Annotated in this window: 26 protein-coding genes; 22 read left to right on the top strand and 4 right to left on the bottom strand. The window is 66.6% G+C overall.

What is annotated here, in order from left to right:
- The first annotated feature begins 1 nt into the window (after window position 1).
- The 15 genes from OHS03_RS12335 to OHS03_RS12270 all read left to right on the top strand — a co-directional run bounded on the left by OHS03_RS12335 (window position 2) and on the right by OHS03_RS12270 (window position 13,521).
- On the top strand, window positions 2-1,798 hold the full coding sequence (locus tag OHS03_RS12335) for a nickel-dependent hydrogenase large subunit (RefSeq protein WP_056808981.1): 1,797 nt from the start codon (window positions 2-4) through the stop codon (window positions 1,796-1,798).
- A 5-nt stretch (window positions 1,799-1,803) separates the two neighbouring features.
- Window positions 1,804-2,733: a NifU family protein gene (locus OHS03_RS12330; RefSeq protein WP_328662858.1), complete on the top strand. Its 930-nt coding sequence runs from the start codon at window positions 1,804-1,806 to the stop codon at window positions 2,731-2,733.
- Complete coding sequence (locus OHS03_RS12325; protein WP_174551923.1) at window positions 2,730-3,362, top strand: DUF5947 family protein; 633 nt, start codon at window positions 2,730-2,732, stop codon at window positions 3,360-3,362. Before OHS03_RS12330 ends, OHS03_RS12325 begins: the two co-directional genes overlap by 4 nt.
- The gene (locus tag OHS03_RS12320; RefSeq protein WP_056815040.1) at window positions 3,362-4,009 is read left to right on the top strand and encodes a DUF6084 family protein; all 648 of its coding nucleotides are present in this window, start codon (window positions 3,362-3,364) and stop codon (window positions 4,007-4,009) included. Before OHS03_RS12325 ends, OHS03_RS12320 begins: the two co-directional genes overlap by 1 nt.
- Entirely contained in the window at window positions 4,006-5,340 is a 1,335-nt protein-coding gene (locus tag OHS03_RS12315; protein WP_328662857.1) for a hypothetical protein, read from the top strand. Before OHS03_RS12320 ends, OHS03_RS12315 begins: the two co-directional genes overlap by 4 nt.
- Window positions 5,341-5,355: 15 nt before the next feature.
- Window positions 5,356-5,475: a DUF6893 family small protein gene (locus tag OHS03_RS34700; protein WP_371852078.1), complete on the top strand. Its 120-nt coding sequence runs from the start codon at window positions 5,356-5,358 to the stop codon at window positions 5,473-5,475.
- Window position 5,476: 1 nt separating this feature from the next.
- Window positions 5,477-6,019, top strand: coding sequence for a hydrogenase maturation protease (locus OHS03_RS12310; RefSeq protein ID WP_056808977.1), 543 nt, complete (start codon window positions 5,477-5,479; stop codon window positions 6,017-6,019).
- 3 nt (window positions 6,020-6,022) lie between these two features.
- On the top strand, window positions 6,023-6,265 hold the full coding sequence (locus tag OHS03_RS12305) for a HypC/HybG/HupF family hydrogenase formation chaperone (protein ID WP_328662856.1): 243 nt from the start codon (window positions 6,023-6,025) through the stop codon (window positions 6,263-6,265).
- Window positions 6,262-8,610 (top strand): carbamoyltransferase HypF, encoded by a 2,349-nt coding sequence (gene hypF, locus OHS03_RS12300; protein ID WP_328662855.1) that lies wholly within the window; start codon window positions 6,262-6,264, stop codon window positions 8,608-8,610. The genes OHS03_RS12305 and hypF overlap by 4 nt, the downstream gene beginning before the upstream one ends.
- Window positions 8,611-8,627: 17 nt before the next feature.
- Entirely contained in the window at window positions 8,628-8,966 is a 339-nt protein-coding gene (locus OHS03_RS12295; protein ID WP_056808971.1) for a HypC/HybG/HupF family hydrogenase formation chaperone, read from the top strand.
- A complete protein-coding gene (gene hypD / locus OHS03_RS12290; RefSeq protein ID WP_328662854.1) occupies window positions 8,963-10,075 on the top strand; it encodes a hydrogenase formation protein HypD in 1,113 nt (370 codons plus the stop codon). The genes OHS03_RS12295 and hypD overlap by 4 nt, the downstream gene beginning before the upstream one ends.
- A complete protein-coding gene (gene hypE / locus OHS03_RS12285) occupies window positions 10,068-11,141 on the top strand; it encodes a hydrogenase expression/formation protein HypE (protein ID WP_328662853.1) in 1,074 nt (357 codons plus the stop codon). The genes hypD and hypE overlap by 8 nt, the downstream gene beginning before the upstream one ends.
- Window positions 11,142-11,168: 27 nt before the next feature.
- Window positions 11,169-11,888 carry a DUF6390 family protein gene (locus OHS03_RS12280; protein ID WP_328662852.1) on the top strand — a complete coding sequence of 240 codons (720 nt, stop codon included), beginning with the start codon at window positions 11,169-11,171 and terminating at the stop codon, window positions 11,886-11,888.
- A gap of 61 nt (window positions 11,889-11,949) precedes the next feature.
- The gene (locus OHS03_RS12275) at window positions 11,950-12,585 is read left to right on the top strand and encodes a hypothetical protein (protein ID WP_328662851.1); all 636 of its coding nucleotides are present in this window, start codon (window positions 11,950-11,952) and stop codon (window positions 12,583-12,585) included.
- Window positions 12,586-12,651: 66 nt separating this feature from the next.
- Entirely contained in the window at window positions 12,652-13,521 is an 870-nt protein-coding gene (locus OHS03_RS12270; RefSeq protein ID WP_328662850.1) for an alpha/beta fold hydrolase, read from the top strand.
- A 42-nt stretch (window positions 13,522-13,563) separates the two neighbouring features.
- Here the strand turns inward: OHS03_RS12270 and OHS03_RS12265 are convergent, their stop codons facing one another.
- The gene (locus OHS03_RS12265) at window positions 13,564-13,956 is read right to left on the bottom strand and encodes a MarR family winged helix-turn-helix transcriptional regulator (protein WP_082843946.1); all 393 of its coding nucleotides are present in this window, start codon (window positions 13,954-13,956) and stop codon (window positions 13,564-13,566) included.
- Window positions 13,957-14,504: 548 nt separating this feature from the next.
- Here OHS03_RS12265 and OHS03_RS12260 point away from each other — a divergent pair.
- Entirely contained in the window at window positions 14,505-15,155 is a 651-nt protein-coding gene (locus OHS03_RS12260; protein ID WP_435831155.1) for an HAD family hydrolase, read from the top strand.
- 267 nt (window positions 15,156-15,422) lie between these two features.
- Complete coding sequence (locus OHS03_RS12255) at window positions 15,423-16,148, top strand: HAD family hydrolase (protein WP_328664188.1); 726 nt, start codon at window positions 15,423-15,425, stop codon at window positions 16,146-16,148.
- On the opposite strand, the gene OHS03_RS12250 is transcribed toward OHS03_RS12255, so the two are convergent.
- Complete coding sequence (locus tag OHS03_RS12250) at window positions 16,135-17,451, bottom strand: helix-turn-helix transcriptional regulator (protein WP_328662849.1); 1,317 nt, start codon at window positions 17,449-17,451, stop codon at window positions 16,135-16,137. The two genes, OHS03_RS12255 and OHS03_RS12250, sit on opposite strands and share 14 nt — an antisense overlap.
- 309 nt (window positions 17,452-17,760) lie before the next feature.
- Between OHS03_RS12250 and OHS03_RS12245 the strand changes: the two genes are divergently transcribed.
- From OHS03_RS12245 to OHS03_RS12230, 4 genes are all read left to right on the top strand, one after another.
- Entirely contained in the window at window positions 17,761-17,976 is a 216-nt protein-coding gene (locus tag OHS03_RS12245; RefSeq protein WP_328662848.1) for a hypothetical protein, read from the top strand.
- Window positions 17,977-18,197: 221 nt separating this feature from the next.
- A complete protein-coding gene (locus OHS03_RS12240) occupies window positions 18,198-18,821 on the top strand; it encodes a hypothetical protein (RefSeq protein ID WP_328662847.1) in 624 nt (207 codons plus the stop codon).
- Between the two features lie 210 nt (window positions 18,822-19,031).
- Window positions 19,032-19,244 (top strand): DUF2283 domain-containing protein, encoded by a 213-nt coding sequence (locus OHS03_RS12235; RefSeq protein WP_328662846.1) that lies wholly within the window; start codon window positions 19,032-19,034, stop codon window positions 19,242-19,244.
- Between the two features lie 260 nt (window positions 19,245-19,504).
- Window positions 19,505-20,320, top strand: a complete 816-nt coding sequence (locus OHS03_RS12230; RefSeq protein WP_328662845.1) for an SAM-dependent methyltransferase — start codon at window positions 19,505-19,507, stop codon at window positions 20,318-20,320.
- A 37-nt stretch (window positions 20,321-20,357) separates the two neighbouring features.
- Here the strand turns inward: OHS03_RS12230 and OHS03_RS12225 are convergent, their stop codons facing one another.
- On the bottom strand, window positions 20,358-20,798 hold the full coding sequence (locus OHS03_RS12225; protein ID WP_328662844.1) for a hypothetical protein: 441 nt from the start codon (window positions 20,796-20,798) through the stop codon (window positions 20,358-20,360).
- Between the two features lie 170 nt (window positions 20,799-20,968).
- The gene (locus OHS03_RS12220) at window positions 20,969-21,835 is read right to left on the bottom strand and encodes an alpha/beta fold hydrolase (RefSeq protein WP_328662843.1); all 867 of its coding nucleotides are present in this window, start codon (window positions 21,833-21,835) and stop codon (window positions 20,969-20,971) included.
- Window positions 21,836-21,930: 95 nt separating this feature from the next.
- On the opposite strand from OHS03_RS12220, the gene OHS03_RS12215 reads away from it, so the two are divergent.
- Window positions 21,931-22,311 (top strand): winged helix-turn-helix transcriptional regulator, encoded by a 381-nt coding sequence (locus OHS03_RS12215; protein ID WP_328662842.1) that lies wholly within the window; start codon window positions 21,931-21,933, stop codon window positions 22,309-22,311.
- The last annotated feature ends 6 nt before the right edge of the window (window positions 22,312-22,317 follow it).

Here is a 22,317-nt window from a genome sequence, read left to right as displayed (position 1 = left end):
AATGACTGCCATCATCCCCGAGCCGTCACACAAGCGGATCGATCCCGACAGCCTGGTCGAAATGGCCTGGGACCCGATCACCCGCATCGTCGGCAGCCTGGGAATCTATACCAAGATCGATTTCGAGAACCGTGAAGTGGTCGAGTGTCACAGCACCTCGTCCATCTTCCGCGGCTACTCGATCTTCATGCGGGGCAAGGACCCCCGCGACGCGCATTTCATCACCAGTCGCATCTGCGGGATCTGCGGCGACAATCACGCCACCTGCTCGTGCTATGCCCAGAACATGGCCTACGGGGTGAAACCGCCGCACCTGGGCGAGTGGATCGTCAATCTCGGTGAGGCCGCGGAATACATGTTCGACCACAACATCTTCCAGGAGAATCTGGTCGGCGTGGATTTCTGCGAGAAGATGGTCGCCGAGACCAACCCCGGCGTTCTGGCCCAGGCGGAGAAGACCACCGCACCGCATTCGGCCGAGCACGGTTATCGCTCCATCGCCGACATCATGCGCGCGCTCAATCCGTTCACCGGTGAGTTCTACCGGGAAGCGCTGCAGGTCAGCCGCTATACCCGGGAGATGTTCTGCCTGATGGAGGGTAGGCATGTGCACCCGTCGACGCTGTATCCCGGCGGCGTGGGAACTGTCGCGACGATCCAGCTGATGACCGACTACATGACGCGCCTGATGCGCTACGTCGAATTCATGAAGAAGGTCGTGCCGATGCACGACGATCTCTTCGACTTCTTCTACGAGGCACTGCCGGGCTACGAACAGGTCGGACTGCGGCGCACCCTGCTGGGTTGCTGGGGCTCCTTCCAAGACCCCGAGGTGTGCAATTTCGAGTACAAGGACATGGAGGAGTGGGGTCGGCGGATGTTCGTCACCCCCGGCGTGGTCGTCGACGGAAAACTGGTCACCACGTCCCTGGTCGACATCAATCTCGGCATCCGAATCCTGTTGGGCAGTTCGTATTACGACGACTGGACCGACCAGGAGATGTTCGTGAAGACCGACCCGCTCGGTAATCCGGTCGACCGCCGTCACCCCTGGAACCAGCACACCAACCCCAAGCCGCAGAAGCGCGACATGGACGACAAGTACAGCTGGGTGATGTCGCCGCGCTGGTTCGACGGCACCGACCATCTGGCCCTCGACACCGGCGGTGGGCCGCTGGCGCGGCTGTGGTCGACGGCGCTGGCCGGGCTCGTCGACATCGGCTACGTGAAGTCGACCGGGCACAGCGTGCAGATCAACCTGCCCAAGACCGCGTTGAAGGGCCCGGTCAGCTTCGAATGGCAGATTCCCGCGTTCGGCAGCAACACCATCGAACGCAACCGCGCCCGCACCTACTTCCAGGCTTACGCCGCGGCCAGTGCGTTGCACTTCGCGGAGCAGGCGCTCGTAGAGATCCGAGCGGGACGGACCAAGACGTGGGAGCACTTCGAGGTACCGGACGAGGGCATCGGCTGCGGGTTCACCGAGGCGGTGCGCGGGGTCCTGTCCCACCACATGGTGATCAGGGACGGCAAGATCGCGAACTACCATCCGTATCCGCCGACGCCGTGGAATGCCAACCCCCGCGACAGTTTCGGCACGCCGGGACCCTACGAGGACGCGGTGCAGGGCCAGCCGATCTTCGAGGAGAACGACCGCGAGCACTTCAAGGGCATCGACATCATGCGTACTGTGCGCAGCTTCGATCCCTGCCTGCCGTGCGGTGTGCACATGTACCTCGGCAACGGCAAGTCCCTGGACAAACTCCACTCGCCGACACAGACACTCACCGGGGAGTAACGGTGATGCCGGATCGTCCGGGGGAGCACGACGAGGCGGCGTTCGACCCGGACCGGTGGCGCGGCGCAGGCGACCGGATCGAGACCCTGCTGAACGCGAGTTCGGCGGGTGGCGTCGTCGCTCGCGAGCGGGCCGAGCAACTGGTGCGCGAGGTCGCCGACCTCTATGGCGCCGGGCTGGCGCGCGTGCTGGAACTGGTCGACGGCGGCATCCGTGAGCGGCTCGTCGCCGACGATCTGATCGCGAGTCTGCTGCTGGTGCACGGCCTGCATCCGCACGACGTGCACACCCGGGTCCGCGCGGCACTCGACAGCGTGCGCCCCTACCTGGGGTCCCACGGTGGTGACGTGGAACTGCTCGGCGTGGTCGACGGCGTCGTGCGCCTCGAACTGTCGGGCAGTTGTCGCACCTGCCCCTCGTCGTCGGTGACCCTGGAACTGGCGGTGGAGGACGCGGTGCGCGCCGCCGCGCCGGAGATCGAGTCGATCGAAGTGGCTGCCGCGCAACCGGAATCGACGGATTCGTTGATCCCCGCCGATTCGTTGTTCGCCCGGGTACACGCCGACGCCCACCCGGTCGAGTCGCAGCACGGGAGCTGGATAGCGGTCCCGGAACTGGGGGAACTCGGTGCGGGCGAGGTCGGTGGCTTCGTCATCGGCGGGCAGACCGTGCTCGCCTGCCGGGTCGGTGACGATCTGTTCGTCTACCGCGATCACTGTCCCGCCTGCGACAACTCGCTCGCCGGCGCGGTTTTGCATCGCCGGATGGGTTTCCCGGTCGGTGACGCCGTGTTGCGCTGCCCGACCTGCCGGGCGCACTACGACGCCGTCCATGCCGGTGCCAGAGTCGACGGCGAAGGACATCTGGAACCACTGCCGGTGCTGGTACGCGCCGGGGAGCTCTCGGTGGCCGTGCCCGTGGGGGTGGCCGGGTGAGTTCTGGGCTGGGGGTGCTGCGGCGCCTCACCGTCGACCGCAAACCCGCCGTCCCTGCGGGCGAGCGATGTGAGATGTGCGCCGAGGCCATCGCCGAAGAGCATCAGCACGTGGTGAATGTCGAAGGGCGCCAACTGTTGTGCGTGTGCCGGGGCTGCTATCTGCTGTTCACCGACCAGAACGCGGTCCTGCGATACCGCGCCGTGCCCGACCGGTACCTGCGCTTCCCTGACTTCACCATCGGCCACGGCGAATGGGACGCGCTCGAGATCCCGGTGGGCCTGGCGTTCTTCTTCGACAACTCGGCACTGGGCCGCACCGTCGCGTTCTATCCGGGACCGGCAGGCGCCACCGAATCCGAACTGCCCCTCGACCAGTGGCGCACGGTGCTCGAGCGGCACCCGGAGATCGCTGTCGCGGTCCCCGACGTGGAGGCACTGATGATCCGGGTCCCCGAGCGGGGCACCGCCGAGGCGGCCTGCCTGCTGCTGCCCATCGACACCTGCTACGAATTCGTCGGCCGGATGCGGATGCTGTGGCGCGGATTCGACGGCGGTCAGGATGTGCACCGCTATCTCGACGAGTTCTTCGCCGCGGTCTCGGCGCGTGCGCGACCGGGTGGTGTGTGATGTGCCCGGCCTACTCGACGACCTTTGCGGTGCTCGACATCGCGCCGGAGCCCTACGCCGCGACACCGACGCTGTCGGCCCGGATCGGCATCGCGGTACTCGGTGAGGAACCGGTGCACGCCATCGCCCTGCGCGCGCAGGTGCGGATAGAACCGCACCGCCGCGGCTACACCGACGAGGAGAGCGCGGGCCTGGTCGACCTGTTCGGCCCACGCGAACGCTGGCGCGACACCCAGCGCTCCTTCCTCTGGATGCACTGCGCCACCATGGTTCCCGGCTTCCACGGCGGCGCTCAAGTGGACCTGCCGATGCCGTGTACCTACGACTTCGAGGTGAGCGGCTCCAAATACCTGCACGCCCTACGCGAGGGGACCGTGCCGCTGATCTTCCTGTTCAGCGGCACTGTCTTCATCCGGGGCTCCACCGGTTTCGCGGTGCAGCAGATCCCCTGGGACCGCGAGGACAAGTTCGAGATGCCGGTCTCGGTCTGGGACGACATGATGGCCACGAACTTCCCGAACTCGGGCTGGGTGCGGTTGCGGCGCGAGACTCTCGACGCGCTCGCCGCGTACAAATCCAGCCACGGGATGCTCGGTTTCGACGACGCGGTACTGCGCCTGCTCGACACTGCCGAGGAGGACCCATGAGCATCGAGCCGACCAGGTCGCAGGTCAGGGCACGCGCGGTCGCCGACGCGGTGCTCTACGAGGGCTACCTGCTGTACCCGTACCGGGCCAACTCGCGAAAGAACCAGTCGCGCTGGCAGTTCGGTGTCCTGGGCCCCACCGGGGCGGCCGCGGCCGGACTAGGCGAGGACCCGGAACTGTCGGCCCAGTGTCTGCTCGACGCGGACGAGTCCGCCTCGGTCACGCTGACCGTGCGGTTCCTGCAGCTGCAGCGTCGGACCGTCGAGGACGCCGGGAACACACCGGTCGCCGAGCTCGTCGCCGACGGCCGATCGTGGATCAGCTGGGACGAGGCGGTCGAGCGCGAGCAGTCGATCGGTCCACTGCCGCTGACCGATTCGACCGCGCGACTGACGATTCCGGCAGGCACCGACTACGAGACGATCCCCGGCCCCGACGGCGCACCGGCCGGACGACTGGTCCGACACCGCGCCCACCTCGACGCGGAAGTCCAGCTGACCGTGGACCGTGACGAGCGCTTTCTGCGTCTGAACCTCACCCTTCGCAATACCGGCACCCCCTCGACCGACCAGTACGACGCCATCGCCCGCTCCCTGATCGGCGCGCATATCATCGCCGAAACCGACGGTGGCCAATGGGTTTCCCTGCTCGAACCGCCACCCGACGCTGAAGCGGCCGTCGCCCGATGCGCCCAGCACCGGTGTTTCCCGGTGCTGGCCGGGCCACCCGGCGACCACAGCATCGTGCTGATCTCGCCCATCATCCTCTACGACCACCCAGAGATCGCCGAGCAGAGCGAGGGACCGCTGTTCGACTCCACCGAGATCGACGAGATCCTCACCCTGCGCGTCATGACCATGACCGACGACGAGAAGGCCCAGGCCCGCGCGACCGACGAGCGGGCGGCGCAGATCATCGACCGTTGCGACGCGATGACACCGGAGGCATTGCAGCAGCTGCACGGTGTCCTGCGGAATCCGCACGCCGAGCAGGCCGCGCTGATCCCCGAGGTGCCCGACGGCGTCGACTGGTGGGACCCGTTGGCCGACAACGCTGTTCGCCCAGATACCGACGCGATCATGGTCGGCGCGGTCCGGGTCCGCAACGGCAGCAGGGTGCGCCTGCACCCGTCTCGGCGCGCCGATGCCCACGATCTGTTCTACGACGGCCGCACCGCCAAGGTCGTCTCGGTGCACGCCGATGTCGACGGGCAATCCCACGTCGGCGTGGTCATCGAGGACGACCCCGCCGCCGAACTGCACGAATGGTATGGCCGGTACCTGTATTTCGCCCCGGAGGAGATCGAACCACTCGACAGCCAACGAGAATGAGAGAAGAGGTCAATCATGGCCACGATAGGAATGATCGCGGTGGCGCTCGCCGCCGTGGCGGCAGCCGCCGCCGCGGTGCTCGGCGTGCGTTCGATACCGGACGTCCAGCGCTACCTGAAGATGCGCCGGATGTGACATGACGGCGCGGGTGCTCGTTGCGGGGATCGGCAACATCTTCCTCGGCGACGACGGCTTCGGGCCCGAAGTGGTGCGGCGACTACCGCCGCACGGCGAGACCGTGCGCGTGGTCGACTACGGCATCCGCGGCATGCACCTGGCCTACGACCTGCTCGATCCGTGGGACGCGCTGGTACTCGTCGACGCCGTCCCCGACCGCGGCGCGCCCGGCACCCTCGCGGTCTTCCACGCCGAACCCGACCCAGCGGGCGCGGCGCAGCTCGACGCGCACGCCATGAACCCCGACGCGGTGTTCGCGAGCGTTCGCGCGCTGGGCGGAACCCTGCCACCGACCGTCGTCGTCGGCTGCCAGGTCGACTCGGTGGAGGAGGGCATCGGCCTGTCCGATCCGGTAGGTGCCGCGGTCGATCCTGCTGTCGAGGCGGTGATAGCGGTCCTCGCGCGACTGGTCGCCGATCCGCACGAGTCGATCGCGGACCCGCCTGAGCCGGTCACCGACTCGCACGGGCCCGTCGCGCCGTCGAACCGATCGGAGGGGTGAACCATGTGCCTCGGCATCCCCGGACAGGTCGTGGAGATCCTCGACGGCTACCACGGTCAACTCGCCCTGGTGACGGTCTCCGGCGAGAACCGGAAGGTGAACATCGGCCTGCTGGAGCAGGATCCGGTCCGTCCCGGCGACTGGGTGATCATCCACATGGGCCTGGCCGTGGAGAAGACCGACGAAGCCGGGGCGGCCACCGCGCTGGCCGGGCTGAACCTGCTCGGACGAGGTGAACAGCCATGACCGCCGGCCGGCAACGCCGCCGCCTCGTGGTCCGCGGCGTGGTTCAGGGCGTCGGCTTCCGGCCCTTCGTCTACACCACCGCCGCCGAACTGTCCCTGTCCGGGTCGGTGGCCAACGACAGCTCTGGGGTGATAATCGAAATCGAAGGCGCCCCTGCCGATCTGGACGAGTTCGCGCTACGCCTGCGCGAGCACCCACCGCCGCTGGCCGTCGTCGAATCGGTCGAGCAGACCACCGTCGCGCTGCACGGCGGCACCGGATTCCGCATCGCCGACACCACCCGCGACGGCGGCGGCCGCACCCTGGCCTCACCCGATGTCGCGATCTGCGCCGACTGCGCCACCGAGCTCGCCGATCCCACCGACCGCCGGTACCGCCACCCCTTCATCAACTGCACCAACTGCGGCCCCCGGTTCACCATCATCGCCGAACTGCCCTACGACCGATCCCGCACGTCGATGGCCGACTTCCCGATGTGCGACCACTGCGCCGCCGAATACACCGACCCCACCGACCGCCGCTTCCACGCCCAACCCATCGCCTGCCCGGACTGCGGTCCCCATCTGTCCTACCTCGGTCCTTCCGCCCCGCTCGCCGATGGGCCACTGGACTCGGCGCGAAACTTGTTGCGCGAGGGCGGGATTCTCGCGGTCAAGGGCATCGGCGGCTACCACCTCGCCTGCGATGCCACCAACGAGCGCGCCGTGGCCACCTTGCGGGAACGAAAGCGGCGAGGCGACAAGCCTTTCGCCGTCATGGTTCCCGACCTCGGCACCGCGCGCACGATCGCGGAGGTCGACGACACCGCCGCGGTGCTACTCACGGGCCCCCAGCGCCCGATCGTCCTGCTCGCCGGCAGGGCCCCTGTCCGCATCCCCGCCGGGGCGGCATCCGACACAGACTCGCACGACGTGCTCGATCGCGAGACCGTCGAACTGGCCGCTTCGGTCGCGCCCCGCAACCCCGACCTGGGCGTCATGCTCGCCTATACACCGCTGCACCTGCTGCTGTTCGGCTTGTCGGGCGACCGGCCCGCCCCGCGGGTGCTCGTGATGACCTCCGGCAATCTCGGCGGCGAACCGATCTGCTTCGACGACTCCGATGCCCGCACCCGGCTCGCCGAACTCGCCGACGGCTGGCTGTCGCACGACCGCCGCATCCTCACCCCCTGCGACGACTCGGTGGTGCGTGTCGTCGACGGCATCGAACTACCCCTGCGGCGCTCGCGCGGCTATGCACCCCTCCCGCTGACCCTGCCCGTCCCAGTACCGCCGATGCTCGCTGTCGGCGCAGACATGAAGAACACCTGCGCGGTCGGCGAGGGCCGCTACGCCTGGCTCAGCCAGCACATCGGCGACATGGACGACCTGGCCACCCTGCGCGCCTTCGACTCCGCCGCCGAGCACCTCGCGGAACTGACCGGGGTCCGACCCACCCAGCTCGTCGCCGACGCGCACCCGCGCTACCGATCCACCACCTGGGCGCGCACCCACGCCGCAGGCCGTCCGGTGCACACCGTGCAGCATCATCACGCCCACATCGCCGCGGTCATGGGCGAACACGGACTCGGCGCCTCGGACACCGTCACCGGGATCGCGTTCGACGGCACCGGATTCGGGCCCGACGGCGCCATCTGGGGCGGTGAAGTCCTGGCCGCCGGCTACAAGGGCTACCGGCGGCTCGCGCACCTGAAGTACGTGCCGCTCGCGGGTGGGGATGTCAGCGTGCACCGGCCCTACCGAATGGCGCTGGCGCACCTGTGGTCGGCCGGACTGGACTGGTCGGACACGATCGCCTCGGTCGCCGCCTGCCCCGCCGACGAACGAGCGGTGCTGGCACACCAATTCGGCTCCGGCTTCGGGTGCACCCCGACGTCGAGCATGGGACGGCTCTTCGACGCCGTATCCTCGCTGGCCGGGGTCCGCCACACCGTCGACTACGAAGCCCAGGCCGCGATCGAACTGGAGGCCCTCGCGCGCGCCGCCGACCCCGGCTCGCGCACCTACCGGTTCGGCCTCGACCACACCGCCGACCCGGCGGTGATCGACCCGGCCCCGGTCGTGGCGGCAGTGGTCACCGATGCCGATCACGGCGTCCCGGCCGCCGTGATCGCCGCGCGCTTCCATCACGCCGTGGCGGCGCTGGTCCTGGACCTGGCTCTGGATTTCGCACCGCGCCCGACGACCGTCGCGCTCTCGGGCGGGGTGTTCCAGAACGCGTTGCTGCTCTCGGCAGCACGCACCACGCTGCGCGACAACGGATTCCACGTCATCACCCATCGCCGACTGCCGCCCAACGACGGTGGTCTCGCGTTCGGACAACTACTCGCCGCCGGTGCGGGTTGAGCGAAAGGAGAGCAGCGATGTGCCTGGCAGTCCCGGGAAAGGTGCTCAGCCTGCACGAACGCGACGGCACCATGATGTCGGTCGTCGACTTCGGCGGCGTGCACAAAGACGTGTGCCTGGAATACATTCCGGACGCGGCGATCGGCGACTATGTCGTGGTCCACGTCGGCTTCGCCATCCAGCGCCTCGACGAGGAATCGGCGTTGCGCACACTGGCCGAATTCGAGCACCTCGGTGTGCTCAACGAGGAGTTCGGCGACGGGTTCGCCCTCGCCGCCAAACAATCCGGGCTCCCCGATCCCACGGCGGAACCGGCAGCGACCGACTCCGGCGACGACACGGAGGTGACGTCATGAAGTATCTCGACGAATTCAGCGATCCCGACCTGGCGAAGAAGCTGCTCGACCAGATCCGCGCGACCACCTCCCAGCGGTGGGCCATCATGGAAGTCTGTGGCGGACAGACCCATTCGATCATCCGCCACGGCATCGACCAACTGCTGCCCGACGAGATCGAGATGATCCACGGCCCCGGCTGCCCCGTGTGCGTCACCCCGCTCGAGGTGATCGACAAGGCGCTCGAGATCGCCGCGCAGCCCGGGGTGATCTTCTGCTCCTTCGGCGACATGCTCCGGGTACCGGGTAGCGAACGCGACCTGTTCCGGGTCAAGAGCGAAGGCGGTGATGTGCGAGTGGTGTACTCACCGCTGGACGCGCTCACCATCGCCAGACAGAACCCCGATCGGCAGGTGGTGTTCTTCGGCATCGGCTTCGAGACCACCGCACCGGCCAACGCGATGACTGTCTATCAGGCCAAAAAGCTGGGCATCGAGAACTTCTCGCTGTTGGTCTCGCACGTGCTCGTCCCACCTGCCATCGCCGCGATCATGGAATCGCCGAAGTGCCGGGTCCAGGGCTTCCTGGCCGCCGGGCACGTCTGCAGTGTCATGGGCACCGAGGAGTACCCGGCGCTGGCCGACAAGTACGGAGTGCCGATGGTGGTCACCGGCTTCGAGCCGCTCGACATCCTGGAAGGCATCCGGCGCACCGTGACTCAGCTCGAGGACGGCAGACACCAGCTCGAGAACGCCTATCCCCGTGCGGTCCGCGCCGAAGGAAACCTCGCCGCGAAGACGATGCTCACCGACGTCTTCGAGGTCACCGACCGTGCCTGGCGCGGCATCGGCGTGATCCCCGACAGCGGCTGGCGTCTCTCGGAACGTTACCGCGCCTACGACGCCGAGCACCGGTTCGCGGTCACCGACCTGCACACCGAGGAGTCCTCGATCTGCCGCTCCGGCGAGGTACTGCAGGGACTGATCAAGCCGCACGAATGCGCCGCTTTCGGCAAGCAGTGCACACCGCGAAACCCGTTGGGGGCCACCATGGTCTCCTCCGAAGGCGCCTGCGCGGCGTACTACCTGTACCGGCGCCTCGACCTGCCCTCGGAGGTGGCTCATGCGTGAGGACAACGTGGCGGCCGGAGTCGACATGGACAGCTGGGTGTGCCCGATGCCGCTGCGCGACTCACCGACCATCGTGATGGGCCACGGCGGCGGGGGAGCGATGTCGGGCGAGCTGATCGAGCACCTGTTCCTGCCCGCGTTCGGCTCCGCGGCCGAAGCGGGCATGGGCGATTCGGCGGTGCTCGCCGTCGGTGGGGTGCGGTTGGCATTCTCGACCGACTCCTTCGTCGTCAAACCCCTGGCTTTCCCCGGCGGGTCGATCGGGGACCTGGCCGTCAACGGCACCGTCAACGACCTGTCCATGGCGGGCGCGCGGCCGATGGTGCTGTCCACGGCGTTCATCCTCGAAGAAGGCACCGCACTCGCCGAGATCGCCCGGGTCGCCGAGGCTGTCGGCACTGCCGCCCTCGCGGCCGGAGTCAAGCTGGTCACCGGCGACACCAAGGTCGTCGACTCCGGCCACGGCGACGGCATCTTCATCAACACCGCGGGCATCGGCATCATCGACGACGGCGTCGACATCCGCCCGCAGCGTGCCCGCCCCGGCGACGTCGTCCTCGTCAGCGGTGATATCGGGGTGCACGGCGTCGCGGTGATGAGCTGCCGGGAAGGTCTCGAATTCGGCACCACGGTCTGTAGCGACACCGCCCCGCTCAACGGTCTGGTCGCCGCGATGCTGGCCACCGGCGCCGATGTGCACGTGCTGCGTGACCCGACCCGCGGTGGGGTCGCGGCCACGCTCAACGAGATCGCCAGCGTCGCGAAAGTCGGTGTGGCACTGGATGAAAGGAAGCTTCCGGTGCCCGATGCGGTCCGCGATGCGTGTGGGTTGCTCGGGCTCGATCCGATGTATGTCGCCAACGAGGGCAAGCTGGTCGCCTTCGTCGCCCCCGAGGACGCCGACCGGGTGCTCGCGGCGATGCGGGCGCATCCGCTGGGTTCTCGTGCCGAAGCCATCGGCGTGTGCGTGGAGGAGCATCCGGGCATGGTGGTCGCTCGCACCGCCCTCGGCGGCACCCGGGTGGTGGATCTGCCCGCCGGAGAACAACTGCCACGGATCTGCTGACAGGAGGCGATCATCGACGGGACCGAGATGTTCGCCCGCTACGCCTACGCGCCCAATCGGCTCGGCTACTGCGGTCCCGCTGACGCGCGGGCGCTGCACACCGGTTCGGCCGCCGAGATCCGCGCGCTGGCCAGGCAGTTCTCCGGAGCCTGGCCCTACCTGCGAGCGATGTCGCGACTGACCGGCATCGCAGATCCGCTCGACCGGCGTCTAGTCGAGTCCTATTGGCTCGGTGGCGGGATCGGCGCCGACCTCGACGCCGGCGCGTTCACCTCCGAACTGCTCGCGATCATCGCGCCGATGGCCGGACACTACTGGTCGTATCTGAACGCCGACCTCGCCGAGGAAGCCGCCGCCAACCACGGATTCCATGTGTTCGGTGTGTATCCGTGGACCCGGCTGCTGGGTCGTGGGGCCGACGAGCACCCGATCCGCATCCTGGACAGCTGCCGCATCACCTGGGGAACCGTGGAGGCCCGCGAAGGCGGCGCTGCTTCCGTTCGATGTCGGCGGTTGGTCCTGGACGGTCCGCTGCTGCGGTTGTCGGGTCCAGTACTGCACCGCGCCGAGGTGGACGATCACCTCGCGACCGAGGTGGCGGTCGGTGACCGGGTCGCCGTGCATTGGGAGCGCGTGTGTGGCCGCCTCGATGCCGATCAGACACGGGCGCTGGCCACCAGTACCGCACGGCAACTGCGGGTGACCAACCGCCGGTTGTCCGACACCGCGCGTACCGTTCGGCGGTAGTCGTTTTCAGTGAGGACGGTCCGTGACGACGGGTGCCGTCGAGGTCGATGAGGAGCAGGTTGTGTCGGACACGTTTGTCGTTGCCGCTCGAATTCCCATGGGGCGGGAGGCATTCGAGCGATGGCTGGAGACGCCGGCGCCGGGGGCGGAGGTCATCGAGAATCACGGCGCGATGTATGACCGGTGGTTCTGGGACGGGAAGTCGCCGGATTGGCGGCAGGCCGAGGAGGGGGTGACGCCACGGGAGTATTTCGCCGATTGTTTCGGAGAGGACGCCGGCGGGCTGACCTATGTGCTGACGTATCGGGCGGGAGCGCTCGAGGCGTATCTGATGCACTTCGGGTTCTGTGAGTCGAACATCTATACCGCGCTGGTGATGCTCGCCGCGGCGGGGCGGTTGAGCTCCGAGGTGGCGCCGAGCACGGTGTTGTTCTGGGCCGAGACCAGCGGGTCGATGTTCGCGGCCGATTCGGACGGGTGGCTGGCGACGCTGCTGGTGGGTGTCGACGGGGCGCGGTTCGCCGCCGATATCGATCTCACGGCGACGATCGCGGAGCTACGGACTGCCGAGGCGAGCTACTTCGATTTGCTCGTCCGGTTGGCGAAGGTGGAGGAATCGGTCGGCGGCGAGTCGAGTTTCACCGCGATCGCGCGTGATCCACGGTATGTCGATGCCGCTGTCCTCGCCGGGAGCTGAGCGGGGGACTTTGTCGGACCCGGACGCCTGCGATGATTTCCGGACGCGTGCGACGTCAGTACTGGCATGACGACACAGACGCTCGCCACGGCCGAGAGCAACCTCACCTATGACGTGCACGGGCCGCTGCCCACTACCGACGGCCGACCGCCGCTGTTCATGATCGGCTTGCCGATGGACGCCAGTGGCTTCACCACCTTGACCTCGTACTTCCGCGATCGCACGGTGATCACCTACGACCCGCGCGGTCTGGGCCGTAGCACCCGTACCGACGGTCGGATCGACAACGTGCCCGCGGTGCACGCCGAGGATGTGCACGACATCATCAGCGAACTCGGCGTCGATTCGGTCGAGATGTTCGCCAGCAGTGGCGGTGCGGTCGTGGCGCTCGCGCTCGTGACCGCCTACCCCACGGACGTGACGACGCTGGTGGCACACGAGCCACCGTTGATCCCGGTACTTCCCGACGCCGCGGCCGCCGAGCGTGCTCGTGCCGGTTATCGAGATGCCTACGTGGCCAAGGGCTTCGGCGCGGGCATGGCGAGCTTCATCGCGATGACTTCATGGCAGGGCGAGTTCACCGAGGACTACTTCGACCAGCCCGATCCCGATCCCGCCCTGTTCGGCCTGCCGACCGAGGACGACGGCGCGCGCGAAGACCCGCTGCTCTCGGACCTGTCCTGGGCGGTGAGCAGCTATCGCCCCGACCTCGCTGCGCTCGCCGCGGCCCCGACGCGGATCGTGGTCGCGGTGGGCGAGGAATCCTCGGGCACCTTCACCGCCCGCACCGCGGTGGGGCTGGCCGAGCTTCTCGGTCAGCACGCGACGGTGTTCCCGAGTCACCACGGCGGCTTCGCCGGCGATGAATTCGGTTACCCCGGCCAACCAGAAGCGTTCGCGCACAAGCTGCGTGAGGTTCTCGACCCGAGGAGCTGACGCGCGCGGCCGGTGCCGGGGGAGCGGGCTCGCCAGACTCCGTCACCCGGGCACGGCTTCCGCCTCGCCGATTTGGCCGATGATCACGAGAGCCTGCCTCAGCAGGAGAGTCTGTTCATCGGAGAGCTTGCTCAACTGCCCAGCCAGCCAGGAATCACGGGCCGAGACCTCATCGGTCACCAGCGCCTGACCAGCTCGCGTGACCGAGACCACGACCTGTCTGCCGTCGGACGGATGGGGGCTGCGCATAATCAGTTCCAGCTCGGCCAACGCGTTGACAGTCCGCGTCATCGACGGCGGCCGCACCCGTTCTCTGGTGGCGAGCGCACCCGGTGACATCGCGCCGTCGCGGACGAGTGTGGTGAGCGCCGAGCGCTGGACCAACGAGATCTGCGAGTCGGCGTGGTGCAGGCGCAGTAGGCGATCGAGCCTCATAGCGAGCAAGGACAGAGCTCCGGCCACAGCCGCGGTATTCGAGTTCGGTGACACAATCATGAACTTTACGAACAAAAGTGCCCGCTGTCCCCGTCTGGGGACAGTCGTGACCATCTCCTGAGCTGCTCGCTGCTGAGAAGAGACCGAACCCGAGGCCGTGGTGCGCACCGGAAAGCTCCCGGCAACAGCCGGCCTGACCGACCTCTGTCGTCGCGTACAACGTTTCTCGGTGCCTTCGAGAACGGTTGTGTGTGCACGTGATTCGGAAATTCTACTGTCTGATCAGTACTTTGTCGGATGGCCGCGCGACCGTATTTGCCATGGTGGCAGCGGGTGTCGCCCTCGGATCACGCGACAGCGCGTCCGACGCCGCCGCGCCGGAGTGGGGGAAGACGATTGTCGCCCGTGGAATCGGACACGAGTTTTCAGGCCATCCGCGCGCCCATCGGGTCGATCAACAGTCATTGATGCTGGGCGCGTGTATATCCCGCGCGCCCTAGACTGTCTCGGCACAGCGGTGCCCGCTGTCTTCGGTTGGGGTAGGAGCTGTGGTGATCCAGGCTGTTGTGTTCGATGTCGGCGAGACCCTTGTGGACGAGACGAGGGAGTACGGCACCTGGGCGGACTGGTTGGGCGTACCCCGCCATACCTTCGTCTCCGTGTTCGGCGCGGTGATCGCCCGAGGTCTGGACTACCGAGAGACCTTCCAAGTGTTCAAGCCAGGGTTCGATCTGGATCAGCAGCGCCAGGCCCGCGCGGATGCAGGCAAGCCCGAATGGTTCGGCGAGGACGACCTCTATCCGGATGTGCGTCCTGCCCTGTCGGCCCTCCGCGAGTTGGGTGTCTGGGTGGGCATCGTCGGGAACCAGACCGTACGCGCGGGCGGCCTGCTGCGTGGGCTCGATCTGCCGACCGACTTCATTGCAACCTCCGATGATTGGGGTGTGGCAAAGCCCGATGTCGCGTTCTTCGACAAGGTTGTCGAGGCCGCCGGATGCTCGGCTGAACAGATCATCTACGTCGGTGACCGCATCGACAACGACATCACCCCGGCCATGAGGGTCGGGATGCGAACCGCCTACATCCAGCGCGGGCCATGGGGCTGGATTCACAAGGATCGGCAGGATGTGAAGGAGCTTTCGGACTGGCGAATCCTCAGCCTGTCCGAGCTCCCCGACATCGTGAAGGCTGAGCGCTAGCCTTACCCCAGATCCTCCCCAGAGGCTGAGATCGCGGGATCAACGCGTACGCGGTGGAGACGCGACACCCGGCAGCCACCCCGAATGCGAAGCACAGGCCCACAGCGCTCGACCTTTGCGCCCATCGGGGACACGACGCAGGTCACGGATCGACCGGAAGGCCCTAATCAGTCTGCCCTCCTGCACCCGCCAAGGCCCAGTTACGAGCACCCATAGTGATTGAAGGCGCGCTGCGGGAGGCGACACGGTCTGCAAGAATCCGTGAGTATGGGTGAGACACACGCGGGACTAGTTGTCTGGGATGTCGACGGAACACTGATCCCCGCAGACTTGCGCTGGCTCCGGCGGGCCGTGGCGAGCACATACCACCTTGACGAGTCCGACGTCGTCTTCCCCGCTTCGCGCGTGCACGGCTACACCGACGAATCGATCGTCGTCGATACCGCCATTGCCTCCGGGGTCACTGAAGAGGCGGCGGAAGCCGGATTCAACCGTTACCCCGCCGTCTTGATGGATGTCATGTCACAAGGTGAGGCGGAACTTGCCCGTGACCAGCCTGCGTATCCCGGCGCTGCTCGCACCATCACAGTTTTGGCGGAACACGGGTACGTCCAGACGGCGCTCACCGGAAACCTGCGGGTCTCAGCCGAATTCAAACTTGCGGTTGCGGGCCTTGACTCACATCTCGACCTGGACATCGGCGCTTTCGGTTCGGATGCGCGAGACAGGTTCGACCTGCCCGCCTTCGTTGCCGACCGATTCCGAGCAAGGTTCGGGTATCCGCTCGACCCGACACGAACAGTCATCATCGGTGACGCGCCGAACGACATCGCGACCGCGCGTCACGCGGGATTCGGTGTCGTCGCCGTCGCACACAGACTGACATCCGAAGCGCTGTCGGAGCATTCACCCGATGCGATCGTCGACCGACTGGAACCGGACATGGTCTTGCAGGCGATCCGCGCGACCCTGAGGTCGATCAGTAGCCGTTGATGCTGTCGACCCGTTCCCGCATCGCGAGGACGGGCCGCTCATTGTGCCAGGGAGCCATCCGCTCGATCGCTCTTTGCGCACGCTCGAGGCCGCGATGATTACCCATGGCCGCCAGTGCGTCGTAAGTGTCGCCGAGAAGACGGCAGCCCTCTTCCAGTTCGCCGGACAGCACGTAGGCGCTGGCGAGGTCTACTCGCGTGGCGAGATCGACGTTAGGGCTGTTCCCCTCAGGTGTGTTCAACGCTTCGGTGAGTGCCGCGATCGCGCGCTTAGGTTGGCCGAGGAGGAGTTGGCACGTGCCGACATAGACCTGAATGCGAGTGGTGTTCCAGTCGTTGAACAACCCCGCACGATCGTTCTCATCGATGTCCTGGGCGGCACGTTGGGCACGAACCAGCGCCTCCTCGCATTCCTCCCGCAGTTCCAGCACTGCATAGGCTTGCGCCTGCTCAGCCCCGATCCGTGCTCGCGCGGCGGGCGGTAGAAAATCGGAGACGTTGGCGGCCTCCTTCAGCATTCGGAGCCCGATAGCCACATCACCGTCCGAGCTGATCAACGTTGCAGCATCGGATCGCAGGTTGCTTTCGAATATGCGCGCGATCCCACCCATCGTTTTGTCTTGCAACTGGTCTGCGAGCTTTCGGGCGAATGCGCAATGTGTGAGAGCCATCGACCTGTCACCGATGGCGTTCCAAACCCGGCTCGCCACAACCGATGTTTCCGTTAGGAGCGCCCCCGCGCGCTGCTTGCTTCGATCGTCTGTCGCAGCACGGAACAGGGCGGCTACGGCGTCTCGATGAGCTTCGATCGGTCCGATCAGGGCATCAGGGCCGATGCTTTGACGCTGCTCAGCCAGTAGATCGGTGAGGGCCGTGAAACTGCTGATGGACCTTTCCGATACAGCGTGCGATCGCATCAGCGATGTGGGCGAACCGGAATCGAACGCTCGGTCTGGACCCAACTCGGAAGAGGCCGGCAATCCGGCCGAACCGGTTTGCGGCTCGGCGACCACCGGATTCGAACGTTGGCGGGATCGGTGTCTAGTGCTTTTGGCTTCGGCGCGGATGGCAACGAGGTCGCCTTTCGCGCCGACTGCGGTGTCGATCGCGGCGATCAGTTCCTGAGACGGCAGATTGGCGTCTTCCCACTCCGCCATTGAGACGTACTGACGTGTGTAGCCGGTCGCGGCGGCCAGTCCGCGCTGGCTGAACCCCGCATCGAGGCGTCGGCGTTTAATCTCCCGCGCAAGATGATTCGCGATGTCACCCGGTGTTTGCTCGGGCTCGGTCGTCGGATCTGTCATGTGCCCCTCCACTTGCGGGTCGGTTCGGGCCTACCGCGCAGCTATGGCAAATCGCTTGCCTCACCATTTGCCACCTTTCCGGCCAGTGTAGGTAGCCCGTTTCCTAGATGTGGGTAACGGAACCACCCGGCCCGGATCGAGCGGAGACCGAACGATGGCAACTACTGCCCGACGCGGCGTGCACCTAGAGGAAGCTGCCCCAGCGCGCGCCACCGGTAGGGCTCCCAAGAGACCGACCGATGACCGCATTCGTGAGGTTGCCGTAGCCGAGCATTGCCGCCAGATTACTGAGTCAACTGAGGTGGCCCGATGACAACCACACTGGATGCTGAGGTTCTCGCCATCCTCCGACCCGGTGGACTGCTGACCGCCGACACGATCGCTCGCAACCTGGACGTACCGCCGTGGCGTGTGGTGCGCGCCCTGCATGCGTTGCGCCGCAACGGCGATGCCTTCCAGAACAGGCAGGCCGAGTGGCAGATTGCGGCCGGGCAGCGTCGGCCCGAAAGGCAGAGTGCGCGATGAGCTACCTCACCCCCGCCACGCCCGTCGATCAGCGAACTCGTCAGCATGCTCGAGGCTATGCGCGAAGCCGGGTGGCTCACAAGTGCGCCCGCTTCACCCATGGTCGAGGTGAGCAGCCCACGTGCTCCCGTGACCGAGTTGCCCGGGGAGAGTCGATGACTCAGGCCAGACCACCCGCCTATGCAGAAACCCCGCGGTCACGCTGCGAGTTCTATCGTCGCGTGTGTTCGCTGCCCACCGTGATCGACCCGGCGACGGGCCGGATCACGATGCAGGCAGGGTTCGTCGGTGCGGTGATGATGCCCACCGACCTCGCCCAGCGGGTCAAATCCACACTCGACTTTCGTGGCCTGGCACCATTGCCGATCATCGGCCACCCGCGCGCCCGCATGTGGACGTTTCTGGTGCGCTCCGATATCCGGCCGATCGGAGACCCGGCCGACGTGGCTCGGTTGTGGAAAGCGCGGGTCGTGGTGATCCGAGACGGCGACATCGCCCCTACCGTCCCCAGCGCCGGACACGTTGATGGTTCGCACCTGGGTATCTCCGGCCATCAGCAAGTTCCGGCCATCGGGGGCTGTCATTCTCGAATGCGTCCGAGACTGCGTGCCACGGTCGAACTCCCGGTGAATGAGGACGGTCGCTCACCGCGTCCCGACGAGCCCGATATCCACCTCACGATCCAGTTCTCCTGCGTTCGAGTGGAGTTCGTCGCGTGCCTGACCGCCGCGTTGGTGTTCGTATGTGATGTGACAGCCCGTCGGCCCGGCACAGTCGTCGTCGATTTCAGGCACTGCGCGGGGCTGCCACGGCTACCGAACGAACGCTTGTACCTGCTGCCCTGACCCCTGATCCGGCGACTCGGGACTCGCTCTGAACCGATATCCACTGCAAGGGAACCGAATACACGTTCGCGCCGTCTAAGTCATTGAAGGGACTTCCGCGCCGTTGGTGTGGAGGAACATTGGGAGAATCAATCTGTGCAGCAGCGTGGCCAGTTCTACCAAACACGGTCGCCAGCAAGCGCAGTCACGACAGGAGTCGTACTCGTGCGAATGACCTTTGACGCGCAAGCGAACGCCGCGATGATCTACCTCGAAGGCCGTATCGGAGCGGGGGAAGCTGTGCGGCAGCAGACCGTCACTGTACAAGGGGCAGATATAGTCCTGGACTTCAGTTCCGATGATCTACTGCTCGGAATCGAGATCATCGGCGCACGAGCGATTATCCCCGCCGAGGCGCTCAGCGCAGCCGAGCAGCTCGGCTGAGTCGCGGGCTCCATTTCCGCGATCAAGCTGAGATCGCGTCACTTCCTTCCAACCTCAAACCCGCTGCTTCGCAACAAATTGAGCCATCAACAATTCGACAGCGGTCGACGTCGAGGCCGTCCTCGGCCGATCGAAACCAGGGTATGGGTACCAACTGAACCCGCACCCGACTGCGGCGGCGTCACCTCGACCGGCATTCAATCCTGCTGCACCACAACAGCAATCACAATCGTCGACGCTAGACGCGGCAGGAGCCCGCAATGACCACCACCGACCCGTCCGCACTGATCGACCCGTATCGGTCCACCCCCGCACGCCTCCACAACGCGATACTCGGCGGGAAAGACCACTACACTCCCGACCAGGCGCTAGCCGCCACTCTGGCAACAAACAAGATCACGCTCGCGATCACCGAATCCCGGCGGTTTGCCCTGCGCGCGGTCGAGTACCTGATCGACCATCACGGCGTTTCCCAGTTCGTCGAACTCGGCTGCGGCTACCCGCACGCCCCGAACATCCATGACATCGCCGGACACCGGAACGGCACCACCCGGATCCTCTACATCGACAACGACCCCGTGGTCGCCGCCTACGGCCGTGCGATGCTGGCCGGACCGAACCGGTTCTTCACCGATACCGATATCACCGATACCGCGACCGTCCTCGGCGATATCAGTGCCGTGATGGACACGGCGAGACCGATCGCGGTGTGCGTGTCGGGCACCGCGGAACTGATCATTGACGCTCCCGCCGTGTTCGCGGCGCTGACCGACCGGCTTTCGGCTGGGACCTGGACCGTGTTCACCCACATCACCGATGAGGTGTACGGCCATCAGATCCACTCAGCCGCGCAAGCTTTGCGCGCTTCGGGCATCGCCTACCACCCACGCGGACGCGAAGAGATCACGGCCATGCTCACCGGGTACCGACTCGTCACGCCAGGCCTGGTCGCGCCACACCAGTGGCCGCCCATCTCCGTCAGCGGCGACGAGGTGCGCGCGCTCTTCGCCACACCACGACCCCGCACGGCGTGGGATCTGAGTGCATACGCCGCAGTGGGCCAGCTCCAGCGGTGACCGCCCACCCCGCTGCAAGTGCGGTGGGTGGTCGGGCTCAGTATTGAGGATCCGCCCGGCACTCGCTTACGGACCGTGCGGTCGGGGCAGTGCCGTCGCCCTGATCGAAACGCCACTGTGTGATCGAACCCGCTGGACGCCAGCGCAGGTCGTGGCCGTCCGGTACGGCTTCGTAGACCGAATCGCGACCGCTGACGAGTTGCTCGCCCACGCAGTAGTCGTTGTAGCTGGTACCCGGCTGGATGGCTCCCGCGCTGAAACGGCCGGTGGGATCGGTGGCGGCGCCTGGATTGGCGGCCCTGCTCGTCGGATGTGCCGATGCCCCGCGATCCCAGCGCACATCTCCGGTCAGTGATCGGCCGCAGGTGAAAGTCCAGCCGCCGGCGCCGACGGTGGCTCCCTGTGCGTACGAGGTGTCCGCCCACAAACAGGTCCCTGCGGTGTCCGCGGACGCGACTCCCGCCGAGAGTCCGAGCATGCCCGCTACCGTGACGACCGATGCCAGTGCGGCTGTCCCGCGACGTCGTCGAACGGTTGCTGAAATAGTCTTATTACCAACGATTTCCATTCTTCAATGGTCTCGTCGGGGCGTGCCGGGCACATCAGGTCCCGCCCCGGAGCTTTGCCTCAGGGATTCCCCTCGGGCGGTCACCACGAATCCCCGTCGGCGGCAAGGAAAGGCACGGCGAGACGGAGCAGCTCGGCCGGCCGGTCCAGGGGAATTATGTGGCCGCAGTCGGGGATCAGGTGGCCGGTCAGGTCGGCGGCGATCGGGCGGAGTTGACGCTCGAGAGTGGCGCCGACCGGGTGCGCGCCGATGGCGAGTGTCGGCGCTGTGAGTGGACCGGTGGCGACGGCGTCTTCGATCTGACCAGCGCTGATCGGGAGGGCGCGGTAGTAGTCGAAGGCGCAGCGCAGGGCTTCCGGTTGCCGAAAGGCGTCGACGAAGGCATCTCGAAGATGTTGTGGTGCAACGTTTCCACGTGTTCCCGCGCCGAGGAACCAGTCGATGTACTCGGCTTCGTGGCCGGTGAGTACGGATTCGGCGAGGCCGTGGACGGCGTGAAAGCCGAACCACCACGGCGGGCCCGCTGCCAGGAATTCCTCGCAGCCCGGGAGGCGACCGAGTAGCGATTCCATGAGGATCAGGCGGCGGATCCGGTCCGGACGTCGCATGGCGAGCAAGAACGCGACCGGGGTGCCCGCGTCGATGGCCACGACGGCGGCAGACGGTTCGTCGAGAGCGTCGAGGATTCCTTCGATATCGGCGGCGAGTGTGCCCGCGTCGTACCCGTTCGGCGCCCGACTGCTGTCACCGAACCCTCGCAGGTCCGGTGCGATGACTCGATGGTCTGTGGCCAGCGGGCCGATGATCTCGCGCCACAGTTGCCAGGTGTGTGGAAAGCCGTGCAGGAGTACGACAGCCGGACCGGAACCCGCTGTCGCCACGTTGGCGTAGATGCCGTTGGTGGGAATCTTGTGCAGAGTGACGCCTGCGGGCGGGGAATCGAGCATCGAGGCCTCCTGGTTACGATTGGTTACCAGCAAACGGTAGGAAACCTATGCTGGGCTGCCAAGAAGGCACTTTCCCGAAAGGTGGTGAGGTCGAGGTGACCACCCGACCAGAGCGCGGCGATGTCTTCGATCCGCAGTGCCCGACGCGTCAGCTACTGGACCGCATCGGGACGAAATGGACGTCGATGGCGGTCAAGGTGCTCGCGGACGCCGCGCCGCAGGAAGTGCGGTTCGCCGACTTGCGGCGGCGGATGCCGGGAGTGTCGCAGAAGATGCTGTCGGTGACACTGCACAGCCTCATCCGTGACGGCCTGGCCACTCGCCGGGTCGAGCCGACCGTACCGCCGCGCGTGCATTACCAACTCACCGAACTCGGCTTGTCGCTGGAGATTCCGCTGGCCGCGCTGCGCGCCTGGGCCGAGACGCACATGCCCGAGATCGACCTGGCCAACGCGGCCACCGACAGCGCCACGTAGCTGTCC

Origin of the sequence: Nocardia salmonicida (assembly GCF_036142455.1) — a bacterium.
In the GTDB taxonomy this organism is placed as follows: domain Bacteria; phylum Actinomycetota; class Actinomycetes; order Mycobacteriales; family Mycobacteriaceae; genus Nocardia; species Nocardia salmonicida.
Note: the sequence above shows the minus strand (reverse complement) of the source record. Positions and strands in the feature narration are given on the sequence as shown.